Source organism: Rhizobium sp. Pop5 (assembly GCF_024721175.1).
In the GTDB taxonomy this organism is placed as follows: Bacteria; Pseudomonadota; Alphaproteobacteria; order Rhizobiales; family Rhizobiaceae; genus Rhizobium.
Map to the genome: position 1 here is coordinate 3,939,469 of NZ_CP099399.1, position 24,123 is coordinate 3,963,591.

Annotated in this window: 23 protein-coding genes and 1 pseudogene; 14 read left to right on the plus strand and 10 right to left on the minus strand. The window is 60.7% G+C overall.

Going from position 1 to position 24,123, the window contains the following annotated elements:
• Window positions 1-87: 87 nt before the first annotated feature.
• Window positions 88-789, plus strand: coding sequence for a molybdate ABC transporter permease subunit (gene modB, locus NE852_RS21495; RefSeq protein WP_037171973.1), 702 nt, complete (start codon window positions 88-90; stop codon window positions 787-789).
• Window positions 786-1,853: a molybdenum ABC transporter ATP-binding protein gene (modC, locus tag NE852_RS21500; protein WP_258156069.1), complete on the plus strand. Its 1,068-nt coding sequence runs from the start codon at window positions 786-788 to the stop codon at window positions 1,851-1,853. The genes modB and modC overlap by 4 nt, the downstream gene beginning before the upstream one ends.
• Here modC and NE852_RS21505 read toward each other — a convergent pair whose 3' ends face one another.
• A complete protein-coding gene (locus NE852_RS21505; RefSeq protein WP_037171980.1) occupies window positions 1,854-2,225 on the minus strand; it encodes a winged helix-turn-helix domain-containing protein in 372 nt (123 codons plus the stop codon).
• Between the two features lie 209 nt (window positions 2,226-2,434).
• Here NE852_RS21505 and rsfS point away from each other — a divergent pair, with 209 nt between their 5' ends.
• From rsfS to NE852_RS21535, 6 genes are all read left to right on the plus strand, one after another.
• Complete coding sequence (rsfS, locus tag NE852_RS21510; RefSeq protein ID WP_037171983.1) at window positions 2,435-2,878, plus strand: ribosome silencing factor; 444 nt, start codon at window positions 2,435-2,437, stop codon at window positions 2,876-2,878.
• 120 nt (window positions 2,879-2,998) lie between these two features.
• Complete coding sequence (gene rlmH / locus NE852_RS21515; protein ID WP_008528609.1) at window positions 2,999-3,481, plus strand: 23S rRNA (pseudouridine(1915)-N(3))-methyltransferase RlmH; 483 nt, start codon at window positions 2,999-3,001, stop codon at window positions 3,479-3,481.
• A gap of 191 nt (window positions 3,482-3,672) precedes the next feature.
• Window positions 3,673-5,088 carry a murein hydrolase activator EnvC gene (locus NE852_RS21520; protein ID WP_008528610.1) on the plus strand — a complete coding sequence of 472 codons (1,416 nt, stop codon included), beginning with the start codon at window positions 3,673-3,675 and terminating at the stop codon, window positions 5,086-5,088.
• Window positions 5,078-6,400 carry a S41 family peptidase gene (locus NE852_RS21525; RefSeq protein WP_258156070.1) on the plus strand — a complete coding sequence of 441 codons (1,323 nt, stop codon included), beginning with the start codon at window positions 5,078-5,080 and terminating at the stop codon, window positions 6,398-6,400. The genes NE852_RS21520 and NE852_RS21525 overlap by 11 nt, the downstream gene beginning before the upstream one ends.
• 75 nt (window positions 6,401-6,475) lie before the next feature.
• On the plus strand, window positions 6,476-7,675 hold the full coding sequence (locus NE852_RS21530; protein ID WP_037171988.1) for a divergent polysaccharide deacetylase family protein: 1,200 nt from the start codon (window positions 6,476-6,478) through the stop codon (window positions 7,673-7,675).
• Window positions 7,676-7,757: 82 nt separating this feature from the next.
• On the plus strand, window positions 7,758-8,291 hold the full coding sequence (locus NE852_RS21535) for an RNA pyrophosphohydrolase (RefSeq protein ID WP_008528613.1): 534 nt from the start codon (window positions 7,758-7,760) through the stop codon (window positions 8,289-8,291).
• A 154-nt stretch (window positions 8,292-8,445) separates the two neighbouring features.
• Here NE852_RS21535 and bfr read toward each other — a convergent pair whose 3' ends face one another.
• The 5 genes and pseudogenes from bfr to NE852_RS21560 form a co-directional block, all read right to left on the minus strand.
• Entirely contained in the window at window positions 8,446-8,931 is a 486-nt protein-coding gene (gene bfr / locus NE852_RS21540) for a bacterioferritin (RefSeq protein WP_125845906.1), read from the minus strand.
• Window positions 8,897-9,272: pseudogene (locus NE852_RS21545) on the minus strand ((2Fe-2S)-binding protein). Before NE852_RS21545 ends, bfr begins: the two are co-directional and overlap by 35 nt.
• Window positions 9,273-9,423: 151 nt before the next feature.
• On the minus strand, window positions 9,424-12,882 hold the full coding sequence (locus tag NE852_RS21550) for an error-prone DNA polymerase (RefSeq protein WP_008528618.1): 3,459 nt from the start codon (window positions 12,880-12,882) through the stop codon (window positions 9,424-9,426).
• Window positions 12,879-14,297: a DNA polymerase Y family protein gene (locus tag NE852_RS21555; RefSeq protein ID WP_258156720.1), complete on the minus strand. Its 1,419-nt coding sequence runs from the start codon at window positions 14,295-14,297 to the stop codon at window positions 12,879-12,881. Before NE852_RS21555 ends, NE852_RS21550 begins: the two co-directional genes overlap by 4 nt.
• A 40-nt stretch (window positions 14,298-14,337) precedes the next feature.
• Entirely contained in the window at window positions 14,338-15,294 is a 957-nt protein-coding gene (locus NE852_RS21560; RefSeq protein WP_258156071.1) for an ImuA family protein, read from the minus strand.
• A 162-nt stretch (window positions 15,295-15,456) separates the two neighbouring features.
• On the opposite strand from NE852_RS21560, the gene NE852_RS21565 reads away from it, so the two are divergent.
• Window positions 15,457-15,894, plus strand: a complete 438-nt coding sequence (locus NE852_RS21565) for a metallopeptidase family protein (protein WP_008528622.1) — start codon at window positions 15,457-15,459, stop codon at window positions 15,892-15,894.
• 77 nt (window positions 15,895-15,971) lie between these two features.
• Here the strand turns inward: NE852_RS21565 and NE852_RS21570 are convergent, their stop codons facing one another.
• Window positions 15,972-16,178 (minus strand): DUF1737 domain-containing protein, encoded by a 207-nt coding sequence (locus NE852_RS21570; RefSeq protein WP_008528624.1) that lies wholly within the window; start codon window positions 16,176-16,178, stop codon window positions 15,972-15,974.
• Window positions 16,178-17,083: a CoA ester lyase gene (locus tag NE852_RS21575; RefSeq protein ID WP_008528625.1), complete on the minus strand. Its 906-nt coding sequence runs from the start codon at window positions 17,081-17,083 to the stop codon at window positions 16,178-16,180. Before NE852_RS21575 ends, NE852_RS21570 begins: the two co-directional genes overlap by 1 nt.
• Before the next feature lie 113 nt (window positions 17,084-17,196).
• Between NE852_RS21575 and NE852_RS21580 the strand changes: the two genes are divergently transcribed.
• The 3 genes from NE852_RS21580 to leuD all read left to right on the plus strand — a co-directional run bounded on the left by NE852_RS21580 (window position 17,197) and on the right by leuD (window position 18,704).
• Entirely contained in the window at window positions 17,197-17,430 is a 234-nt protein-coding gene (locus tag NE852_RS21580; RefSeq protein WP_008528626.1) for a hypothetical protein, read from the plus strand.
• 109 nt (window positions 17,431-17,539) lie between these two features.
• Complete coding sequence (locus NE852_RS21585) at window positions 17,540-17,962, plus strand: glyoxalase/bleomycin resistance/extradiol dioxygenase family protein (protein ID WP_008528627.1); 423 nt, start codon at window positions 17,540-17,542, stop codon at window positions 17,960-17,962.
• A 133-nt stretch (window positions 17,963-18,095) separates the two neighbouring features.
• Window positions 18,096-18,704, plus strand: a complete 609-nt coding sequence (gene leuD, locus NE852_RS21590; protein WP_008528628.1) for a 3-isopropylmalate dehydratase small subunit — start codon at window positions 18,096-18,098, stop codon at window positions 18,702-18,704.
• 66 nt (window positions 18,705-18,770) lie between these two features.
• On the opposite strand, the gene NE852_RS21595 is transcribed toward leuD, so the two are convergent.
• Complete coding sequence (locus NE852_RS21595; RefSeq protein WP_008528632.1) at window positions 18,771-19,703, minus strand: pyridoxal-phosphate dependent enzyme; 933 nt, start codon at window positions 19,701-19,703, stop codon at window positions 18,771-18,773.
• 166 nt (window positions 19,704-19,869) lie between these two features.
• Here NE852_RS21595 and leuB point away from each other — a divergent pair, with 166 nt between their 5' ends.
• Together leuB and lpxE are read left to right on the plus strand one after the other, a co-directional pair.
• Window positions 19,870-20,982 carry a 3-isopropylmalate dehydrogenase gene (gene leuB / locus NE852_RS21600; RefSeq protein ID WP_008528633.1) on the plus strand — a complete coding sequence of 371 codons (1,113 nt, stop codon included), beginning with the start codon at window positions 19,870-19,872 and terminating at the stop codon, window positions 20,980-20,982.
• 178 nt (window positions 20,983-21,160) lie between these two features.
• Window positions 21,161-21,910 (plus strand): lipid A 1-phosphatase LpxE, encoded by a 750-nt coding sequence (lpxE, locus tag NE852_RS21605; RefSeq protein ID WP_258156072.1) that lies wholly within the window; start codon window positions 21,161-21,163, stop codon window positions 21,908-21,910.
• 144 nt (window positions 21,911-22,054) lie between these two features.
• On the opposite strand, the gene NE852_RS21610 is transcribed toward lpxE, so the two are convergent.
• The gene (locus tag NE852_RS21610) at window positions 22,055-23,941 is read right to left on the minus strand and encodes an MFS transporter (protein WP_258156073.1); all 1,887 of its coding nucleotides are present in this window, start codon (window positions 23,939-23,941) and stop codon (window positions 22,055-22,057) included.
• Window positions 23,942-24,123: the final 182 nt, after the last annotated feature.

The following is a 24,123-nucleotide window of genomic DNA, read 5'->3' on the forward strand; positions in this document are numbered from 1 at the left end:
TCTGAGATGATTGCGGAATTGATCACCGCAGCTTAGCGTGAAGGCTCGCCTCAGCGAGCCTTCTATTTATCAGGGAGACGGCTGCATTTGGACGCACTGGGCTTGAGCAACGAGGAATGGACGGCGATCCTGCTCAGCCTGCGCGTTTCGATCGTCGCCATGCTGGCAAGCCTGCCCCTCGGCATTCTCGTCGCCCTGCTTCTGGCCCGCGGTCGCTTCTGGGGCAAGTCGGTGCTGAACGGCATCGTTCACCTGCCGCTGATCCTGCCCCCCGTCGTTACCGGCTTCCTTCTCCTCATCCTCTTCGGCCGCCGCGGCCCGATCGGCAGCCTGCTCGACCAATATTTCGGCATTGTCTTCTCCTTCCGCTGGACGGGTGCGGCGCTCGCCTGCGCCGTCATGGCGTTTCCGCTGATGGTGCGCAGCATCCGACTGTCGATCGAAGCGGTCGACCGCAAGCTGGAAGAGGCGGCCGGAACGCTCGGCGCCGGCCCTGTCGCGGTCTTCCTGACGGTCACGCTGCCGCTGACGCTCCCCGGCATCATCGCCGGCATGATCCTATCCTTCGCTAAGGCCATGGGTGAATTCGGCGCGACGATCACCTTTGTCTCCAATATTCCGGGCGAGACCCAGACGCTGCCGGCCGCCATCTACACCTTCACCCAGGTGCCGGGCGGCGATGCCGGCGCGCTGCGCCTGACACTTGTTGCCATCGTCATTTCCATGACAGCACTTCTCGCCTCCGAATTCCTTGCCCGTCTCGCCGGCCGGAGGATCGATCCGGAATGACGCTGATCGTCGAGGCAAGACAAAGGCTCGGGGCTTTTTCGCTGGACTCCGCCTTCACCTCCGAACGCGGCGTGACCGCGCTTTTCGGCCGTTCAGGCTCCGGCAAGACCTCGCTGATCCGCATCATCGCCGGCCTTGCCCGGCCCGACGAAGGCCGTGTCATGCTTGACGGGGAGGCCCTGACCGATACCGCCAAGGGCATCTTCGTCCCCAGGCACCGGCGTCGTTTCGGCTATGTCTTCCAGGAGGCACGGCTGTTCCCGCATTTGAGCGTCTGCGCCAATCTTTCCTACGGCCGCTGGTTTGCGCCGAGAGCCGCGGGCAGCGAGAGTTTCGATCGCGTCGTCGATCTGCTTGGTATCGAAACGTTGCTCGCGCGCAGCCCCGCCAAGCTTTCCGGCGGCGAGAAGCAGCGCGTCGCGATCGGCCGAGCCCTTCTCTCCTCACCCCGCCTGCTGCTGATGGACGAGCCGCTCGCCGCCCTCGATGAGGCACGCAAGGCGGAGATCCTTCCCTATCTCGAGCGATTGCGGGATGAAACCGACATCCCGATCGTCTATGTCAGCCATGCGATCGCCGAAGTGGCGCGACTGGCAAACCAGGTCGTCGTCATCAACGACGGCAAGGTGGAGGCTATAGGTCCGGCGGTCGATATATTGAGCCGTCCCTCTGCTGCCGCCGATCGGAGAGAGGCAGGTGCGCTGTTGGAAGGCACCGTCGAAAGCTTCGATGCGCGGCACCACCTGTCGATCGTTGCCCTGAAATCTCGCCGGCTGCATATTCCCAGTGCCGCCCTTGCATCAGGCAGGCCGGTCCGCATCCGCATCCCGTCCCGCGATGTCATGCTGGCGACCGCAAGGCCCGAAGGTCTCAGCGCATTGAACATTCTCGAAGGCAGGATCGAGCAGATGTCGCCGGACGAGGATGGAACGGTTGAAATCCGGCTGGATTGTGGGGGCGACGTCATTCTCTCGCGCATCACCGCATTGTCTTGCGAGCGCCTCGATCTTCAACCCGGCAAACAGGTTTTCGCCATCATCAAAACGGTTGCCCTGGAGGCGTGATCAGCCGCCGTGACCTGAATTGCGCTTGCCTTCGAGCCAGGCGAGATCCTCGGCAAGGCTTTCCCGCACGGTTCTTTCCATCCGCCGGAAGCGTTGGAGCAACTGCTCGCCGAACGGCGTCAGCGCGGCGCCGCCGCCCTTTTGCCCGCCACGTTGCGATTCAACCACCTGTTCGCTGAACATCCGGTTCATTTCGCTGACCAGCAGCCATGCGCGGCGGTAGGACATGTCCATCGCCCGGCCTGCCGCCGAGATCGAACCGGTGGTGCGGATGTGCTCCAGGAGCTCCATTTTTCCGTGACCGAGACGATCCTCGTCCGGGAAGCTGATTCGCAGGATGGGGACGAGTGTTTTTGCAGCTGGATCGGTCATCGAATTCGCGGATTGTGGAATTTGCGGCACTTTACGCTTCCGCATGGAAACTGTACACGCCCGCCAGAAGCGGCTCGCGTGGCAATATTCTGCAATTCGGCCGCAAGATCGGATTTTAGGCCGTTCCGTACCTTAGCATGTCTTGAAACATTAATGGTTTGATGCCTATCTTAACCATGATCCGGTCGTTATCGGATCTCGTGTTGTGCATGGTTTGTCATTCCAGGAAAGGGAAAGCACTGACAACAGTACACGCCAAGGGGAAAACGTTCGCCGTTGTCCCGAAGAGTGCGGAACGTGGCGCCGATGCCGCTGCCCGCGCCTTAGAAGCCGTCCTCACCAGCCTTGAGGACTCCAAAGCTGAAGATATCGTCACTATCGACATTGCCGGAAAATCGGCGCTTGGAGACTACATGATCGTCGTCTCCGGTCGCTCGAACAGGCATGTCATGGCGATCTCGGATCACCTGCTCACCGATCTCAAGGATGAGGGCTTCGGACCAGCCCGCGTCGAAGGTCAGGAAGGCGGCGATTGGATCCTGATCGACACCGGTGACATTATCGTGCATGTGTTCCGTCCCGAAACCCGCGAGTTCTACAACATCGAAAAGATGTGGGCGGCTCCGGATATGGATGAAGAAACACGGCACTGACAGGCGGGCCGGCATTTCGCTCGCTGCCTGAGACGTGGCATTGACTGGCCGGAAACCACAGCAAGCCGGCCGGTAGCGCACCGCGCGCCTGAAAGTGCCGCCATGAACGGGAGCGGATAAATGCGAATTGGTCTTTTTGCGGTGGGACGGCTGAAGTCCGGCCCCGAAAAGGATCTTGTGGCCCGTTACCTCGATCGTTTCGCCAAGGCCGGCTCGGCGGTCGGCCTCGAATTTAGCCGCGTTGCCGAAGTGGCAGAAAGCCGCGCCTCCAATGCGGAAACCCGCAAGCGCGAAGAAGCCGCGATGCTTTTGAAATCGCTGGCCGAAGGCAGCATCCTCATCCTTCTCGACGAACGCGGCAAGGCGCTGGACAGCGAAGCCTTCGCAAACCTGCTCGGCAACTATCGTGACCAGGGCAAGCGTGAACTGACGATCGCGATCGGCGGCGCCGACGGCCTCGACCCCTCGCTTTATGACCGTGCAGACGCCACGCTCTGTCTCGGCAAGATGACCTGGCCGCACCAGCTCGTCCGCACGCTGATCGCCGAGCAACTCTATCGCGCCGTCACCATCCTGTCCGGCCACCCCTACCACCGCGTCTGAGGCCGTGTCGGTTCCCGTGCGTCGGCCCATCTGTCGGCCCATGCGTCGGATTGTCACGCAGCCGTGTTTTGCCTGGCCGCCCGTTCTCCCTCAAACTTTCTGGCAAAGCGCGTCAAATCAGCTTAGTCTCCGCGCGATTTGAGAGAGTGCCCAGATAAGCAATGACGAGAACAGCAACCAGGCGACGTCGCATGATCCTGCCGGCTATTGCGGCAGGCATTGGTGCGGCAGCGATCACCGTCTCGGCAAGCCCCTTCTCCGTCAGGGCACAGGATGCAGCACCCGAAGCGGCGCAACCCTCGGCCGAGCCGGCTTCGAGCCCGCCGATAGCCGAAGCGCCGCCACCCGATCCGGCGGCCCAACTCGCCGCCAAACGCGACCAGACCCGCGCCGAACTCGAGGCGCTGTCGAAGACCATCAGTCTTTCCTCGGACAAGGTGAGCGAACTCCAGCAAAGCATCGCCAACCTGGAAAAGAGCACGCAAAGCGTCCGCCAGGCGCTGATCGATTCCGCCGCTCGCCGCAAGGGGCTCGAAAAGCAGATCCTCGACAGCGAGAAGAAGCTCGCCGATCTCGGCGTCAAGGAGGATGGCATCCGCCGTTCCCTGCACGAGCGTCGCGGCCTTCTGGCCGAGGTGCTTGCCGCGCTCCAGCGGATGGGCCGTAACCCGCCGCCGGCCTTGCTCGTCACCCCTGACGACGCGCTCGCTTCCGTGCGCAGCGCCATCCTGCTCGGCGCTGTCGTGCCTGGTATCCGCAAGGAAACCGACAAGCTTGCCGCAGACCTCGCAAGCCTTGCCGCATTGCAGAGCGCAAGTGCTGCCGAAAAGGCCGGCCTGACGTCGACGATGACTGATAGCATCGAGGAAGAGCGGCGCATGGACCTGCTGCTTGCCGAAAACGACAAGCTCAGCCGCAGCAACGCCGCCGAACTCCAGGCCGAAAAGAAGCGTTCGGAGGAGTTAGCCGGCAAGGCGACCAACCTCGAGGGCCTTGTCGCCTCGATGGAATCGGAGATCGCCTCGGTGCGCGACGCGGCTGCCGCCGCCCGCCAGGCGGAGGAGAATCGCAAGCTCTTGACGGACGAGCAGCGTGCTCAGGCCAAGGCGCTGGCCGACAGCGGCGTGCCCGATAAAAACCGCATTGCGCCCGCATATCCCTTCGGAGAATTGAAGGCGAAATTGGAGCTGCCCGTGGCAGGCGATATCCTGCGTCAGTTCGGCGATGCCGACGGTACCGGGCACGAGGCCATGGGAATGACTGTCGCCACCAATGCGGAGACGGTGGTAACGGCGCCCGCAGACGGCCTGGTGGTTTTCGCCGGCGCTTTCCGCAGTTACGGCCAGATGATCATCCTCGATACAGGCGACGGATACCACTTGGTCCTCTCGGGAATGGATACGATCAACACCCGTCAGGGAAAATTCGTTTTCTCAGGCGAGCCGCTCGCCGTGATGGGGGCGAAAAGAGTGGCAAGCGCAACTGCATTGGCGCTGGAAACAGACCGGCCAACGCTTTACATTGAATTTCGAAAAGACGGTAAACCGGTCGATTCCCGACCGTGGTGGACCGCCAAAGACACTGGAAAGGCACGCAATGATTCGTAGGGCTTCTCTTGTTCTGGTCGGCGCATTGATGGGTGCGACCGCCATGAGCGTCATCTACTCGGCGGGTGTGCCGGCAGAAGCGGCCGGATCCTCCACATACAAGGAACTCTCGATTTTCGGCGATGTCTTCGAACGGGTGCGCGCGCAATATGTGACGCCGCCGGCCGAAGACAAACTGATCGAGAACGCCATCAACGGCATGCTGTCCTCGCTCGACCCGCATTCGAGCTACATGAATGCGAAGGACGCCGAGGATATGCGCACCCAGACCAAGGGTGAGTTCGGCGGCCTCGGCATCGAAGTCACGATGGAAGACGAACTCGTCAAGGTCATCACACCGATCGACGATACGCCTGCCGCCAAGGCCGGGGTTCTTGCCGGCGATTACATTTCCGAGATCGACGGCCAGTCCGTGCGCGGCCTGAAGCTCGAAGACGCCGTCGAGAAGATGCGCGGCGCCGTCAACACGCCGATCAAGCTGACGTTGATCCGCAAGGGCGCCGACAAGCCGATCGAGCTGACGATCGTCCGTGATGTCGTTGCCGTCCAGGCCGTCAAGTCGCGTGTCGAGGACGATGTCGGATACCTCCGCATCATCTCCTTTACCGAGAAGACCTATCCGGACATGGAAAAGGCGATCAAGAAGATCAAGGACACCGTTCCGGCTGACAAGCTGAAGGGTTACGTCCTCGACCTGCGCCTCAATCCGGGCGGCCTGCTCGACCAGGCGATCAATGTCTCCGACGCGCTGCTGGAGCGCGGCGAGGTGGTTTCCACCCGCGGCCGCAATCCTGACGAAACCCGCCGCTTCAACGCCGGCCCGGGCGACCTGACGGACGGCAAGCCGGTCATCGTGCTGATCAACGGCGGTTCGGCTTCCGCATCGGAAATCGTCGCCGGCGCTCTTCAGGACCTGCGCCGCGCCACTGTTCTCGGCACGCGCTCTTTCGGCAAGGGCTCGGTCCAGACAATCATCCCGCTCGGCGAAAACGGCGCGCTGCGCCTGACCACGGCGCTCTACTACACGCCGTCGGGCCGCTCGATCCAGGGTACGGGCATCACGCCCGACATCAAGGTCGACGAGCCGCTGCCGCAGGAACTGCAGGGCAAGATGGTGACCGAAGGCGAATCCAGCCTGCGCGGCCACATCAAGGGCCAGAGCGAGACGGACGAAGGTTCGGGCTCGGTCGCCTATGTCCCGCCGGACCCGAAGGACGACGTTCAGCTGAATTACGCGCTTGATCTTCTGCGCGGCAAGAAGACCGATCCGGCCTTCCCGCCGAACCCGGACAAGGCCGTCGTCGCCAAGTAATCATCATGCCAAGGCCGGGCACTTCGCCCGGCCTTGATCCTTTTGCTGTTTCCCGGTTTTGGAGCGGGCGAGAAATTGGGAACGGACCTGCATGCGCCTTTGGGCCGCAACCGCAAAACCGGCAATCGGCGCCCGGGCGTCCTACGCCTGGGCCGCATCGCCGCCAGCCTATGCCTTTTCGCGATAGGCGGCTTTTCCCTCTATACCGCGTTTCGCGGCGACGGGCTCGAACGCACCCATCCACCAGCAGCCGAACAGGCGGCAACGCCGCCGTCCGGCACGCCTCAACCGCCGCCGCAGACCCCGGCCGGCCAGGCCGCAAGCGGCATGCCCCGCGCCGAACCGCGCTCGGGCGCCAATGTCGAGCAGATGATCACCGGCGACGGCTCCGTCGTGACCAAATACAGTCCGCGTCCACGCGACGGTAGCGGGCCGGTTCTGGTCGACGCAATGCAGGTGGGCCAGGATCCGCGCATGGCGGCAATGCCCAATGAAACGTTATTGGAAGAAACGCCCTATGGCAGGCTGCCGATCGTCGGCCCTGACGGCCGGCGACCGATGGACCAATATGCCCGGCCCTCATCCGGGGCGCGCGGCGTCCGCATCGCCATCGTCGTCAGCGGTCTCGGGCTGAGCCAGACCGGAACGCAGCGCGCCATCGCCGAGCTGCCGGAGGAGATCACGCTGGCCTTTGCCGCAAGCGGCAACAGCCTGCAGCGCTGGATGCAGGAGGCCCGCCGCGGCGGCCATGAGATTCTTCTGCAGGTGCCGCTCGAGCCCTTTGATTACCCGACCAACGATCCGGGTCCGCAAACCCTGCTGACTTCCAAGCCGGTCGCGCGCAATATCGAGAACCTGCACAAGGCGATGGGCGAAATCACCAACTATACCGGCGTCATGAATTATCTCGGCGGCCGGTTTCTCGCCGATCCCACCGCCATGGAGCCCGTCATGCGCGATATCGGCAAACGCGGCCTGCTCTTCCTTGACGACGGCAGCTCGGCACAGTCGAAGACGGCTGATGTCGCCAAGGGCACCGAGCTGCCCTATGCCTTCGCCGACCTGCAGCTCGACGGGCAGCTCGATGTCAGCGCCGTCCTGCAGAAGCTCGACGAACTCGAACGCATCGCCCGCAAGAACGGCCAGGCGATCGGCGTTGCCTCGGCTTTCGACGAAAGCGTCGACGCTATCGCCAAATGGAGCCAGGAGGCGGCAATGCGCGGCATTGAAATCGTCGGCATCGCCACCCTGACGAACGATCCCCGCAATCCCTAGAGCATGATGCGAAAGCGTAAGCGGTTTCGCATCATGTTTTGATGACCTAATTGAGAACCGGAATTCCTGAACGGAGAAGAAAATGAGCCAGGCGACCGTGAAAGCAGAGGATCTGCCCTACCGCCCCTGCGTCGGCGTGATGATCTTGAACCGTGACGGTCTCGTCTGGGCGGGACGGCGCATACCTGACGGCAATTCCGAATATGACGGCTCGCCGCAACTCTGGCAAATGCCCCAGGGTGGCATCGACAAAGGTGAAGATCCGCTCGATGCCGCCTATCGCGAGCTTTATGAGGAGACCGGCATCAGGACGGTGACGCTGCTGGCCGAAGCGAGTGACTGGATCAACTATGATCTGCCGCCGCAGCTGATCGGCATCGGGCTGAAGGGAAAATTCCGCGGCCAGACGCAACGCTGGTTTGCCTTCCGGTTTGAGGGAGACGAGGGCGAGATCGCCATCAACCCGCCTCCTGGCGGCCATGAGCCGGAATTCGATGCGTGGGAATGGAAACCGATGCAGGAATTGCCGGGTCTGATCGTGCCCTTCAAGCGGTCCGTCTACGACCGGGTGGTCGCCGAGTTCCAGCATCTGGCGGCACTTCAGCCGGAAGACTGAGACGGGCAGAGTGGCGCTTCCAGTTTTGCCCGGCAAGCACGCGGAAAGGTCGCCGCGTCCGTGATCCGGCAAAGTCTGGAGCGACTTGTTTGCGGGCGGTGGCCTGATCAGGCAATACCGGCCGCCGAAGAGGCAGCCGGCATCTTGTGAGAGATTACTCGGCTTCGTCGGCGGAATCGGCGTTGAGCTGGCCGTATTTGCTTTCGCCGATTTTCTCGAGCAGATCGAGCTGTGTTTCGAGGAAGTCGATATGACCTTCCTCATCCGCCAGCAGCTCTTCGAAGAGCTTCATCGAAACGTAGTCGCCGGCCTCGTGACAAATGTCGCGCGACTTCTTGTAGGCCGTGCGGGCGTCATACTCGCCGGCAAGATCGGCTTCCAGAACCTCCTTGACGTTCTGACCGATGCGCAAAGGGGCGAGCGTCTGCAGATTGGGATGGCCTTCGAGGAAAATGATGCGTGCGACAAGCCGGTCGGCGTGGTGCATCTCTTCGATGGATTCGGCGCGCTCCTTCTTGGCGAGCTTGGTGTAGCCCCAGTCTTCAAGAAGGCGATAATGAACCCAATATTGATTGACCGCGCCAAGCTCGAGGAACAGTGCCTCGTTAAGCCGCTCGATGACTTTTTTGTCGCCTTTCAATGTCCGCTCTCCTGCTTTCCTCGTGGAATTGTTTCAAGCGTGACATGAAATCAAATATCTCGGTTTCCGTCGAGTGGCGACGGGCGTGATATTCCTCGGTCGTCTGGATGATGATATCAACCACGTTAGGGAAACAGCCGCAGCAGCGACCGCGCTTTTCCATGGCGTGATAAACCTTCGCAGGCACGATAAGCTGCCAACAGTCTTGATCGAGAAGGTCGACGATGACCTGCCGGATTTCCTTGTCGGTTATGTAATTGCAGCTGCAGACGAGCACGTCTTCGTTCCAAACATGACACTGACTATCGTGTTTTTCTGCTAAAGAAGATGGTGGTTGTCAAGAAAAATTCGAGTCCCTCGCCATCGAGCGGCGACGGTGGGCAAACCCTGTTGCAGTTTGTCCGAAATTCGACGGCGGTTGAGGCGGCGACATCAAACGGGCATGGATATCTATGAAAGCGCGCCGGCATGATCCGATCGGCAAAACGCGCTTCAATGAAAATTCCGCCCGCGGGGCATGACACCGGCGGTCTCCGCCACGCCTGCATGGCGGCCTGTAGAAATCACAGTTTTTTCCAACCCCGCCCCTCTCCGAGCATCCGCAATCTTCCGCTGGTCGCCTCCCGGCCTCAGCACTTCGTCGGCCCGTTCGCAAGCGCCGAAACGGCGGGCCTCGCGTTGCAGGAGGCCAAGGGCAGGCGTCATGTCCTCGATATGCTCGACGACGGTATGGATCACGCCGCTATGGCTTTGCAGCCTGCCGCGGATTTTCACGAGACGGGCGCCCATGACGACCGCGCGGTACTTGTCGAAAACCTTGTTCCAGACGATCGCATTGGCGACCCCGGTCTCGTCCTCCAGCGTCATGAAAATTACGCCCTTGGCCGAACCCGGCCGCTGGCGCACCAGCACCAGACCAGAAATCGTCACCCTCTTTCCGTTCGGCACTCTGAGAAGATCGACATTGCGCGTGATGCCCATCTTCTGGAATTCCTCTCTCAGGAAGGAGACTGGATGCGCTTTCAGCGACAGGGAGAGATAACGATAATCCTCGATCACCTGCTCGCCCGGCTGCATATCCGGCAACTTCGTCACAGGCTCGGCCTGGAGGTCGATATGACGGACCGGTTCGAAAAGCGGCAGCTCTTCGGCGGCACTCTTCACATCCAGTGCCCGCACCGCCCAGAGCGCTTCGCGCCGTGACAGATGGATGGAGCGGAACGCATCCGCGTCCGCCAGCCGCTCGATGACGGATTTCTGCAGGCCGGAGCGCAGCCAGAGATCACGCACCGAACCGTAGCCTTTGCCTCGATTGCCGATGAGCCGTTCCATATCGGTTGATGAGAGACCCTTGATCTGCCGAAAACCGAGCCGCACAGCGTGCCGGGTCTTGATGATCTCGCGCATCTCGCCATGCCGGAAATCGACGGCCTGCCGATCGAAGGTAGCCTCTTCCAGGGTACAATCCCAGTCCGATTCATTGATATCGACCGGCAGGATCTTTACGCCATGCTCGCGCGCGTCCCGCACCAGTTGGGCCGGCGCGTAAAACCCCATCGGCTGGGAATTCAACATCGCCGCGCAGAAGACATCGGGATAATAGGCCTTCAGCCATGAAGAGGCATAAACAAGCAGTGCGAAGGAAGCGGCATGGCTTTCCGGAAAACCATATTCACCGAAACCTTTGATCTGATTGAAGCATTGCTTTGCAAATTCTGGATCGTAGTCCTTTGAGACCATCCCCTCGATGAAGCGCTTCTCGAAATCGCCGATCGTGCCGGTTCGCTTGAATGTGGCCATCGCTCTGCGAAGCTTGTCGGCCTCCGCCGGCTTGAAGCCTGCAGCGGTGATCGCGATCTGCATCGCCTGCTCCTGAAACAGCGGCACGCCGAGCGTTCTTTCGAGCACCGCTTCGAGTTCCTTGCTCGGATATTCCACCGGAATGTTCTTGGCCTTCTGCTCCCGGCGCTTCAAATAGGGATGAACCATATCGCCTTGGATCGGCCCCGGCCTAACGATCGCCACCTCGATGACGAGATCGTAAAAAACTCTGGGTTTCAGGCGAGGCAGCATGCTCATTTGCGCCCGGCTTTCGATCTGGAAAACGCCGAGTGTATCGGCCCGGCCCATCATGTCGTAAACCGGTTCACCCTCCTCTCCGTGCTCCCTGTTGCCGAGGTCGGCAAGCGTCTTCTTCACCTCGTAATGCAGTTCGAGCAACGAAAAGGCTTTCCTGAGGCAGGTCAGCATGCCGAGCGCCAGCACATCCACCTTGAGGATTTTGACGTTGTCGAGATCGTCCTTGTCCCATTCGATCATGTAGCGATCCGGCATCGCCGTCTTCATGATCGGCACCACCTCGTCGAGCCTGTCCCGGGTGATGACGAAGCCGCCGACATGCTGGGTGAGGTGTCTGGGAAAACCGAGAAGCTCGGAGGCATATTTCAGCACGTTCCGTGTTACCGGATCCTTGATGTCGAGGCCGGCCGCCCTTGCATCCCGCTCCGAAAGATTATCCTCCGACCAGCCCCAGACGAGGCTGCTGATCGCCGACTGGACATCCTCCGAGAGCCCAAAGGCCTTGGCGACCTCGCGGCCGGCCGAACGGGTGCGGTAGGTAGTCACCCCCGCCGTCAGCCCCGCATGCTCTCTCTTGTAATTTTTATAAATGAACTGGATGACCTCTTCGCGCCGGTCATGCTCGAAATCGACGTCGATGTCAGGCGGTTCGTCCCGGTCCATCGAAATGAAGCGGTCGAAAAGCAATGTGCTCTTTCGAGGATCGACTTCCGTTATCTCGAGGCAATAGCAGATGACCGAATTCGCCGCCGACCCGCGCCCCTGGCACAAGACCTTGAGTTCATAGCGGGCGTGTTGGATGATCTTGTAAACCGTCAGGAAATAGGAGGCGTATTTCTTCTGGCGAATGAGATCGAGTTCATATTCGATCTGCGGCGCCACCTTGGCCGGAATGCCCTCAGGATAGCGTTTCGCCGCTCCCGCTCTCGTCAGCCTTTCCAAGGTCTCCTGCGGCGTTTCACCGGGATCGTTTTCCGGCGGGTAATTGTGCTCCAGTTCCTTCAACGAAAAGGTCAATTTGGCGAAGAAGGCCTGCGTATTCTCGACCGCATCAGGATAATCCCGGAAGATCCGGAGCATTTCACGTGAATCCTTGAGATAGCGTTCGGCATTCGGCGCCAGCAGGAATCCGGCTTGCGATATCTGCACATGCTCCCGGATCGCGATCACGACATCCGAAAGCGGCCGGCGTTCGGGATGGTGGTAGAGCGGCTGGTTGGTCGCAATTAGCGGCACGCGGTTTCGGGCGGCAAGCATGGCAAATACCGCAAAAACCTGTCTGTCGCGACCGTCATAGGCGGGGGCCAGCGCCACATGGAATGCTTTGCCGAACCGTTTGCGAAAGCGTTTCAAGTAATCTTCCAACCCCGACTGGCCAGCCTGGCTATCGACAAGAATACGATCGGGAACGAGGGCAAGCATCATCTCGTCGCCCCATTCCATAAGCTCGGCTTCCGTCAGGATGCAGCTTCCCTTGACCGCCTCCTCCTTCAGATTACCCGCACTGAGAAGGCGACAGATGTTTGCCCAGCCCCGCCGGTTGCACGGATAGGCGAGGATATCAGGCGTTCCATCGCAAAAGACGAGACGGGCGCCCGGCTGAACCCGGATAGGATCGAGGATTACCTCCTTTTTTCCTTCCTTCTTAGCCTGGGCCAGAATCTCTTCTCTGTTCCTGTATTTCTCCTGAAGCTGTTCTGCCTGTGCATGCGCCCGCACCACACCGGCAACCGAATTCCGGTCCGCAATGCCGAGCCCTCCAAGCTTCAGATAAGCGGCCTGCACGACCATCTCCTCAGGGCTGGAGGCGCCTTCGAGGAACGAAAAATTCGTTCGTGTACCGATCTCGAAGAATGCGCGTACGGGTTTCATGCAAAAACTCCGTGCATGAACCAGCGGGGATCGAGTTCCTCACCATAAAAACCGCGGCGATAGATCCAAAAGCGATGCCCGGCCTCATCCTCAATACGGAAATAATCACGTGCCTCGGCGTCGCTTCCGTCGATCCACCACTCCATGGCAATCCGCTCCGGACCTTCGCTTTTTGCCACCTGATGCTGCATGCGCCGCCAACGAAAAACTTGCGGGGGACCATCGGGCACTTCGGCGAGCACAGTCTCGACAGGCTCCGGCGTTGCAAAAAGCCGCAACGGCCGCTCTTCACGGAAGGGAAGAGGACTGTCCCGCTCCGCCTTCCGCCGTCTCGAAAGATTGTCCATCGCCGGAACCGTGATGACGGCACGTTCCGGCACGTGGCTCTCGCGGAGCTGAAAGCTTTGCAAGCAATCCGCACCAAGCCGGGCCGAAACCCGATCGACGAAAACAGAAAGCGAGATTTCCCCCTGGCGGTCGCCTTCGAAATCACCTTGCGCCTCGTTGAACGGCTCATGCCGCAACACATTCAGCCGGAGGATCTCGAAACCATAGCCAGCATCGATATCGTCATAGACCGCCTGCAATCGCTCGGAAAAAAGCCCGGCGATGAATTTCGGTTCGCGAAGCGGCTGCGAAGCGCCGACGGAAATGCGAAAAACCCTGCCGTCGACGCGGAACAGGACCAGTTCGAACACACGCCCGCCGGCTCCCCGCGCCTCCAGCGACGGCTGCAGCGACACGGCGACCTGTCTGGTGACGGAGAGGATCTGCTCTTCCGTGCCGATGGGCTCGATCAGCCGGCTTTCGGCCGAGAGGCTGGCGACGGGACGCCGGGGCGACACCGGCTCCTCTTCGCGTCCCAGCGCCTGGTCGAGACGCAGGAGCAGCTCCGGGCCGAATCGGCGGGTCAGCGGCGCTCGCGGCGCATTGATGACGTCACCGACATATTTGAGACCGAGCTTCTTCAGGGCATCGACGGTTTGCCCTTCCAGCCGCAAGGCAGCGACCGGCAGAGGCGCCAGCACAGTATCGGTTTCCTCATCCCCAATCACACCGCCTTGCCCGAAGCGGGACATTGCCCAGGAAAGGCCCGGAGACGATGAGATCGCTCCCCGTGCATCGAACCCCATGTGAAAGAGGCGCGCCAGCACATCCTTGAGAAGCGCCTTTTCACCACCGAAAAGATGGGCGCAACCGGTAATGTCGAGAAACAGGCCATCCTTGCCGTCGAACGCCACCAGCGGCGTATAACGGTCGCACCAATCGGCAATTGCCTCCAGCAACCGACGGTCGGCCGCAGGATCTTCTTCCACGACATCGAGCGCCGGATACATGGCGTGTGCTTCGGCAACGCCCTGCTCCTTCTTCAGCCCCAGCCTCTCGGCCAACTCGTCCAGTGCCGTCAGCCGCATGGCATTGTTGAGCTTGCCGGAACAGACGATCGGCGGCTCCTCAGGACGCCCTCTCGAACGCCAGGAGAGCCCCCATCGCCTGCGAGCGATGCGATCTGTTGGCAGATGCGGAAAGCTGAGCGCCAGAATGCGCTGACTGTTCGCCTGGAGGACGAGCGAAGCCTGGTTCGGCAACAGGGAGAAATTCGCGTTCATGGGGATTCCACTCCAGAAGAAAGGAGAGCGGGGCCGGATTGCGGCTCTTCTCCAGCGTGAGACGGAAAATCGGATTGCCGATGCTGCCGGAAAGCTTCGATCTGTCCGGCAGCGGCCGCAGACCTGATGGCGCGGATTCGACATGCAGACGAAAGGCCGCACTGCTCGCCTCTTCCTCGCCGGCCTGCCGGACAAGAAAGAGCGGACGGCGGGCAGCCCGCGTCCTGAGATTGAGCCTGCGGCTTTCCGTCAAACCGAAATGCGCAGGATTGCCCCGCACTTCGAAGACGACGGCCGAGAAGGCAGCGCTTTCCACCGCGGTCTCGGCAAGCCAGAGGGCTTCGCCCAGCTTGCGCGGCGCCGCATGAAGAAATCGTTCCGGGTTCAGCCCGAAATCCAGAAGCCCTGGAGCATAGGGGCGGCCGGCCTCCAGCGTGCCGATGGCATCGCCGATCCAGAGCAGCGGCAGAAGCCTGCCGGCATCCGCCTCCCGTTTCTGAAGCCGCGCGGCAACGGCCATCGCCAGCCCGCTTGCCGGACCTGCATCGCGTGACAGAGACGCGCGGAATTCGATGATCGCATCGAGCGGCAGGCCACCTTCCATCGCCTCGTCGAGCGGTGCGACGCCGAACGGCAGACGAAGCCCGCAGCCGTTCCGTTCGACAGCCTGTCGCCCGACCTTTCCCGACGCCAGGGCTTCCCGCTCCGCTGCCGCAAGCGCCGGCGCGGACTTTCCTTCTAGCTTGGCGATGGTTTCGCGGAGCGCAAAAAGCCGCTCGCGCGCCAGGGCGGTCTGCGCCATGGCGTTCACTCCGTTCGTCTTGTTCCTGTTATGTTCTTATGGATTCCAGAGAGCCGAAGAAGAGTCAACAACCATTTTCTATGAATTTATTCCTGCCTTTGATTCCGCACTCGAAAATCGGCGATAAAGGTTCTATATGGGCCCGCAAAGGAAGGAATATTCATGGCCCGCATAGACCAGAGCGATGATTGGCGGGACCGCCATGCGCCGACGATCAGCACTTTCGAGTCGCTGGCCATGGAGGCCTACAGCCATCTGCCGGATGAATTCCGCCAGCTGACGACCAACCTCACGATCGAGATCGAGGATTTCCCCGATGACGACGTTTTCGAGGACATGGCGCTGGAAACCCCCTTCGATCTGCTCGGCCTTTTCGAGGGAAGGGGCATTTCCGAACGCTTCACGGTAGAAACCGGCGAGATGCCGAACCGCATCCGCCTCTACCGGCGTCCCATCCTCGATTACTGGGCCGAAAACGACGAGACGCTCGGCGATATCATCACCCACGTCCTGATCCACGAGATCGGCCACCATTTCGGCCTGAGCGACGACGACATGGAGCGGATCGAGGCAAGTGCCGAGGAAGCCGCCGAGCGCTAATGCATGTCGCCCGGAAGTGTGCAGCGGTTCCGGGACAACGACATGCATAAAACAAGCCGCGCGTTCGGCAGAACGCGCTACTGCTCGGAGAGCTTCATCTCGGGATCGTAATCCTTGCCTTCGACCTCCTTGACGACGGCCTGACCGCATTGCATCGCGCCGGTCGCGGCATTGAAGGCATAGGTCGGCGAGCCCTCCAGCGACCAGCCCTTGTTGAGGGCGGCGGTGACCTTGTGGCAGAAGGAGGCGTCGTCGGGACCGGTCAGGAAGCGGTAGAGTTTCATCAGGCTGGCTTTCTTGCAGAAATCAGGCGAGCTTTATGAACCAGAGCTTCGGCCTGGACAAGATGCAGCCGCTCGATCATCCGCCCGTCCGCAGTGATGACGTTGCGGCCCTCGGCAGCCGGATCGGCAAAGGCAGCAATGATCGCCTCGGCTTCCGTTATCTCCTGCGTGCTCGGCCCGAAATGCCGGTTGGCGGCTGCAATCTGCAAGGGGTGGATCAGCATCTTGCCGGCAAAACCCATGGCGCGGCCCTGTCCGCATTCGGCATCGAAGCCTTCGCCATCCTGGAAATCGTTGAAGACACTGTCGAGCGCATCGAGCCCGTAGGCCTTGACCGCCAGGATCACCTGCATCAGCCATGGCACTAGGTAGGTCCGTCCCGGCTGCGGCAAGACGCCCGTTTCCTTGCGCAGGTCGTTGAGGCCGACGACGAGGCAATCGAGCCGCGATCCCGGCGTGCGGCCGGCTTCGGCGATTGCGCCGACATTCAGCACGCCGCGCGGCGTCTCGATCATCGCCCAGATGCGCAGTTCTTCCGGCGCATCCGCTTCCGCCAGCAGGTCGCTGATGTCGGTGACATTCTGAGGTTCGTCCACCTTCGGCAACAGAACGGCATCGGGCAAAACGTCCTTGACCAGATCGAGATCCGCCGGCCCGAACTCGGATGACAAAGAATTGATACGAATGATCCTTTCCTTGCCCTCGAGCGCCGGCCCGGCAAAAAAACGTCTCAGATTTTCCCGCGCTTCTCCCTTCTTCACCGGCGCTACCGAATCCTCCAGATCGAAAATAACGGCATCGCAATCAAGGGAATGGCTCTTTTCGAGCGCCCGCGCATTAATGGCGGGTACGCTCAGCACCGAGCGGCGCAGGCGCAGAGAACGGAGAGATCTGGTTCGGTTCATGAACCATTAGTGCCAAGCTTCGCAAAGCCCGGCAAGACACCAAAAAGCCATGCTTACCTTGCAGAGAGGAAAAAGAAGGACCACATTCCTTTCTGAAGAAAGGTCTCAAACCAATGCAGAACATTCGCTCCATCTTCATCATGCTTGCCGGCGCCACCTTTTTCGTGGCCATGCTGCTTCTCACCTTCTCGGTGACGCTCGCCGTCGGCGGCATTCTGACCGTACTGATGGTCGGCCGTGCACTTTCGATGAAGATGAAGCCCGCTCCGGTGCGTGCCAAGGCAAATAACGGCCAACGCGAGATGCGCATCTGGAACGACGGCCGCGGCACGATCATCGACCTCTAAGCAGCTTACGCCCAAAAAATGAACTGACACTGTCGGATCATGCTTCCATGATACGTCCTTTGAAGCAGCCAGGCATTCAGCCGGCGCTCAAAAACGATGGAGGACGAGCATGGATACGACGACGGAAAACAATCCGGTCAAAATGCCGCCGGTCAAGAATGGCCTGCTGCCTTATCTGACGGTCGGCGGCGCGGTGAAGGCCGCGGAATTCTACCAGAAGGCTTTCGGCGCCGAAGAAGCCTACAGGGTGCCGGTCGACGAGAGCGGCCGGACGATGCATGTGCATCTCTATATCAACGGCAGCTCCCTCATGCTGTCGGATGCCTATCCCGAATACGGCCATCCCTTCAAAGGCCATGAAGGCTTCGCCATCCAGCTTGTTATCGACGACATCGATTTCTGGTGGGACCGGGCGGTCGCTGCCGGTGCCGAAGTCGTCATGCCGGTCGAACTGATGTTCTGGGGCGACCGCTATGGCCAGCTTCGCGATCCCTTCGGCGTCCTTTGGGGTCTCAACGCACCGACCAAGTAACGGGCGTGTACAACGGCAGGCCGCGCGAAACGTCGCGTGGCCACTATTTTAGAAAGATTCTCCTTCATTTCGACGAAAAACTGGACTAGATGCAAATTCCAGAAAGTACGTTTGCTGAAATGGAGCATGGGTCATGGATAAATTCGTGAAGCTCACGGGCGTTGCAGCGCCCTTGCCGGTCGTCAATATCGACACCGACATGATCATTCCGAAGGACTATCTGAAGACCATCAAGCGCACCGGTCTCGGCAAGGGTCTTTTCGCCGAAGCCCGCTACAACGAAGACGGCTCCGAAAACCCCGATTTCGTGCTGAACAAGCCGGCCTATCGCGATGCCAAGATCCTGGTCGCCGGCGACAATTTCGGCTGCGGCTCCTCGCGCGAGCATGCTCCGTGGGCACTGCTCGATTTCGGCATCCGCTGCGTGATTTCCACCAGCTTCGCCGACATTTTCTACAACAACTGCTTCAAGAACGGCATCCTGCCGATCAAGGTCAGCCAGGAAGATCTCGACAAGCTGATGGACGACGCTGAGCGTGGCTCCAACGCCATCCTGACCGTCGATCTTGAGAGCCTTGAGATCACTGGTCCCGATGGCGGCTCGATCAAGTTCGACCTCGACGAGTTCAAGCGCCACTGCCTGCTGAACGGCCTCGACGATATCGGCCTGACGATGGAAAAGGGCAAAGCGATCGACGAGTTCGAAAAGAAGAACGCCGCTTCGCACCCCTGGGCTGCCTGAGCCCATCCAACGGATTATCGACCAAGCCGGGCTTCGCCCGGCTTTTTCTTTAAAGGCCGTTTCTGGTCAGAGAAATTTCTCTTTCCAAAGCCTCAGCTTTTCGAGCGACACGCCGATGCCGCCGCAGACTTCGATCAGCGGATTGTCGAAGCGCTGAAGAAGCCCGGCATGTACATCGGCAACGGCAAGAGCCGCGCCGCAGGCCGGCTCGACCAGAATGCGATGGGCATCGGCAAATTTCAGGCAGGCGGCGACGGCATCGGCGTCGCTGACGACAACGCTTTCGATCGGATGCTGTTTCGGCAGGTCAAAGACATGCTGCGCCACCCGCCGTGCGCCGAGCGACGTCGCGATCGAGGTGATCGCCGGAAGCGAGATGCGCTCATTGGCCTTGAGGCTGGCATGGAATGAAGCCGCCCCTTCGGTTTCGACGGCGATGACGGGCACATCTGAAAGCCCGTTCCGTTTCAGCCCCTCGACAATGCCGGCAAGCAACCCTCCGCCGCCGACGCTGGTGATGACGCAATCGAATTTTGCGCCCTTCGCTATCACCTCGTCGATCAGCGTGGCATGACCATCCCACAGAAGCGGATGATCGAAGGGATGAACATAGGTCGCCTTGCGGATCTCCGCGAGTTCAACCGCATGAGCGTTGGCTTCATCGAAAGCCGATCCATGGACCAGGACATTCGCGCCGGTTGCGGCAATCGTCTGCCGGACATCGGCTGCCGTGGTCTCTGGCACGACGATCGTGACCGGCACTCCGAGCGCGCGGCCGGCATAAGCCGCGGCGATGCCGGCATTGCCGCCGGAGGCGCAGAAGATCTCGCGCGCACCATTTTCCACCTCGTGCTGGCAAAGCCGGCCGACGCCGCGCAGCTTGAAGCTGCCGGAAGGCTGCAGCGCATCGAGCTTCAACCAGAGCGGCTTGCCGCTGGCGCTATAACCAGGCGATGTCCGAACCAGGGGCGTGTCGAGATGAAGGGGTGCTGAAGTCATGGGAACATCCAGGAAATAAACGTGAGACAACCGTTCTAATCCGTTTGCGGGCACGGGAGCAACCATCGCAAGGGAAAGCGAAGCGTACCGATTCAGCTCTTCTCTCGCTTGAAATGCCCATTTCCGGGGTCTAAGAAACCGCAACTTGTTTATCCAGGAGGGTTTCATGACAGCGCGCAATCTTTTCCTGCTGCCGGGTGACGGCATCGGTCCCGAGGCCATGGGCGAGGTCCGCAACATCATCGCCTATATGAATGAGGCGATGAATGCCGGTTTCGTCACCGACGAGGGCCTTGTTGGCGGCTCTGCCTATGATGCCCATGGCGCGGCGATCTCCGAAGCCGATATGCAGAAGGCGCTTGCCGCCGATGCCGTTCTTTTCGGCGCCGTCGGCGGCCCGAAATGGGATAGCGTGCCTTACGAAGTACGCCCGGAAGCCGGCCTGCTTCGCCTGCGCAAGGATCTGCAGCTTTTCGCCAACCTGCGCCCGGCCATCTGCTATCCGGCCCTTGCTTCGGCCTCCTCGCTGAAGCCGGAACTGGTCGAAGGCCTTGATATCCTGATCATCCGCGAGTTGACCGGCGGTGTCTATTTCGGCGAGCCGAAGGAGATCATCGACCTCGGCAACGGCCAGAAGCGCGGCATCGACACGCAGGTCTACGATACCTACGAGATCGAGCGTATCGCCGGCGTCGCCTTCGAAATGGCCCGCACGCGGCAGAACCGCGTCTGCTCAATGGAAAAGCGCAATGTCATGAAGTCGGGCGTGCTCTGGAACCAGGTCGTGACCGAGACGCACAAGGCGAAATATTCCGACGTCCAGCTCGAACATATGCTCGCCGATGCCGGCGGCATGCAGCTTGTGCGCCAGCCCAAGCAGTTCGACGTCATCGTCACCGATAATCTTTTTGGCGACATGCTTTCGGACGTCGCCGCCATGCTGACCGGTTCGCTCGGCATGCTGCCGTCTGCCTCGCTCGGCGCGCCTGACGGCAAGACCGGCAAGCGCAAGGCGCTCTATGAGCCGGTGCACGGCTCGGCTCCCGACATTGCCGGCAAGGGCGTCGCCAATCCGATCGCCATGATCGCCTCCTTCGCCATGTGCCTGCGTTACTCCTTCAACCTGGTGAAGGAAGCCGACGACCTGGAAAAGGCGATCGCCAATGTGCTCGACAAGGGCATCCGCACCGGCGACATTATGGCCAACGGCTGCAAGCAGGTCGGCACCGTCGAAATGGGCGATGCGATCCTCGCCGAGTTCAAGGCGCTGTCCGCCTGATATATTTCACGTGAAACAGCATCCGGCCCTTCGCATCGCGCATGCGGAGGGCTTTTTCGTCAAAGGCCGAGAAGCCTGAACGCGGTCGGTCGAATTCTCCGAAACGGACTATTCTCGGCCACAATCTCGTGTATTTTTGCGCCGAATTTTAACCCGGCAAATTCGAACGGACGGCAGGATGCGGGCATTTTGGGCTTCCCTGGACAGGCGCTGGCGCCGGAGCGGTGTCGGCATGCCGCCTTTGCGCTGGCAGGCCTGCCTCTTCGTCACGCTCAATGCCGTGCTCCTTTCCATGCTGCTCTTCGACGCGCCGGTCGGCGCCAGCGAAGTTCCCGCGCCTGTGAAGCAACTCGGCGAGATACTGACCAATTTCGGCGATTCCGCCTGGCTGATCTACACCAGCATCCTGCTCTTCTTTCAGGGCAGGGCGGGCTACAAGCTTTTGAAGACAGCCCGCTCCAAGGCGCAGGCGCTCTATGTCAGCTGGATCGGCGCCTATCTCTTCACTACGATCGTCTTCTCCGGCCTTCTCGCCAATCTGCTGAAACGGGCGATCGGCAGGGCGCGCCCCGAGCATTTCCACGACTACGGCATCTTTTCCTTCACGCCCTTTTCAGGTCATGCCGCTTTCGAAAGCTTTCCATCAGGACATTCCACCACCGTCGGCGCCTTCTTCGCCGCCTTTGCCCTGCTGTTCCCACGCTACCGCGTTGCCTTTATCGTTTGCGCCATCTGGCTAGCCATGACGCGCGTCATGGTCGGCGCCCATTATCCGAGCGACGTCATCGCCGGCCTTGCCCTGGGCGCCTGGTTCTCGCTGCAGACGGCAGTCGTCTTTGCCCGTTGCGGCCTGCTGTTCAAACTGGCGCAGGATGGCTGGCCGCTTGCCAAACGCCTGTTTCCGGACATGGAAAAGCCCGGCGCCTAGCGCATCGGCCCGAAAATCGGAATCGATTTTCGGGCCGATGCGTAGATTCAAAATGTAGAACGTCCTTTGTGTGTCCGAAAGGACGCACGGCGCTCTATTGAGCGCCGGGCCTTTTTCGCGAGTTTCTCACGTTCGACCGCGCAATTAATCCATCGCGTGGATATCCCTGTTCTTCGTTTCCGGCAGGAAGATCAGGCCGATCACCAGCGTGATCGCCGCAAAGACGATCGGATACCAGAGACCGTAGTAGATATCACCCGCAGCAGCGCTCATCGCGAAGGCCGTCGCCGGCAGCAGGCCGCCGAACCAGCCGTTGCCGATGTGATAGGGCAGCGACATGCCGGTATAGCGGATGCGGGTCGGGAAGAGCTCGACCAGAAGCGCTGCGATCGGGCCGTAGACCATCGTCACATAGATGACGAGGACGAACAGGACGGCGATCGTGCCGACCCAGTTGACACGGGCGGGATCGGCGACCATGGCAAAGCTGCCGCCATTGGCGATGTTATAGACCGCCATGTCGCTGACGCCATTGGCCTCATCCGCCGTCAGCAGCTTGCCTTCGACCAACTTGGCCGCCGGCATGGTTTCCTTCTCGCCGGCGCGCACGGCCTCGGCATTGAGCGCCAGTTCCGGATTGGCTGCGATGAAGGCATCGAGCTTGGTATCCGGTACCTTGGCGACACCGCGCTTCAGCGGATAGCCGGCGTCGTGGAGGGCGATGTTGACGCCCTTTTCGAAGGCGGCAGTCATGCCCTTCGCCTTGTCGCCGGCTGCAACGGCGTCGAAGCTGGTGATCGTCCCGTTGCCGACCTTCACCGTTGCCGGCTGTCCGGCAGGACCGGGGACGACGTCATAAGGCACCGAGTTCTTCGTCAGGAATGCCGTCGCTACGTCGCAGGAGCTGGTGAACTTCGACGTGCCAGTCGGGTTGAACTGGAATTTGCAATCCGCCGGATCGGCCGTGACCGTTGCGCGGATCGAGGCCTGCGCTTCGGCAAGCGCCGGATTGGCCGTCCAGGTCATCGCCTTGAACAGCGGATTATAGGTTACCGCCGCGATGAGAAGGCCCGCCATGATGATCGGCTTGCGGCCGATCTTGTCGGAGAGGCCACCGAAGATGACGAAGAACGGCGTGCCGAGGAAGAGCGCGATGGCAACCATGACATTGGCCGAAAACAGATCGACCTTCAGCACGTTCTGCAGGAAGAACAGTGCATAGAACTGGCCACCGTACCAGACGACTGCCTGGCCCATGGTGGCGCCGAGAAGCGCGATGAGCGCGATTTTGGCGTTCTTCCACTGGCCGAAAGCTTCGGTCAGCGGCGCCTTGGAGCCCTTGCCTTCCGCCTTCATGCGCTGGAACGCCGGCGATTCGTTCATCTTCAGACGAATCCAGACCGAAATGCCCAGCAGGACGACCGAGACCAGGAACGGAATGCGCCAGCCCCAGGCGGCGAATTGAACCGGGCCCATCAGAGACTGAACCACGATGATGACGATCAGCGACAGGAACAGGCCGAGCGTCGCCGTCGTCTGAATCCACGAGGTGAAATAGCCGCGGCGCCCATTCGGCGCATGCTCGGCGACATAGGTCGCCGCGCCGCCATATTCACCGCCGAGCGCCAGGCCCTGGAGCAGGCGCAAGCCGATCAGGATGATCGGCGCCGCGATGCCGATGGTGGCCGCTCCCGGCAGGATACCGACGAGGAAGGTCGACATACCCATGATCAGGATCGTTATCAGGAAGGTATATTTGCGGCCGACGAGATCGCCGAGACGGCCGAACACCAGAGCGCCGAAGGGGCGCACCAGGAAACCGGCGGCAAAGGCGAGCAGCGTGAAGATGTTGCGCGTTGCCTCAGGATATTGGGTGAAGTAGGTCGCGCCGATATAGGTAGCGAGCGAACCGTAAAGATAGAAATCGTACCATTCGAAAACGGTGCCAAGCGAAGATGCGAAGATGACCTTCTTCTCCTCGCCCGTCATCGGACCGGCCTTCGCGCCGTCGATGCTTGCGACATTTGCCATTGTCTGTCCTCCACAGAGTGATGAGCAACGCGCGCGACCTGCCCTCCTCAAAGCAATCCCTGGCCGCAACACGCCTGACGAGAGTGTGCCAGAAAACATAGGCCGCAAAGAGAGATGCTTTGGGATTATGACTTTAGTCTAACGACAGGCGCGTCTTGGATATCCAAGACGTGCGCCTCTGC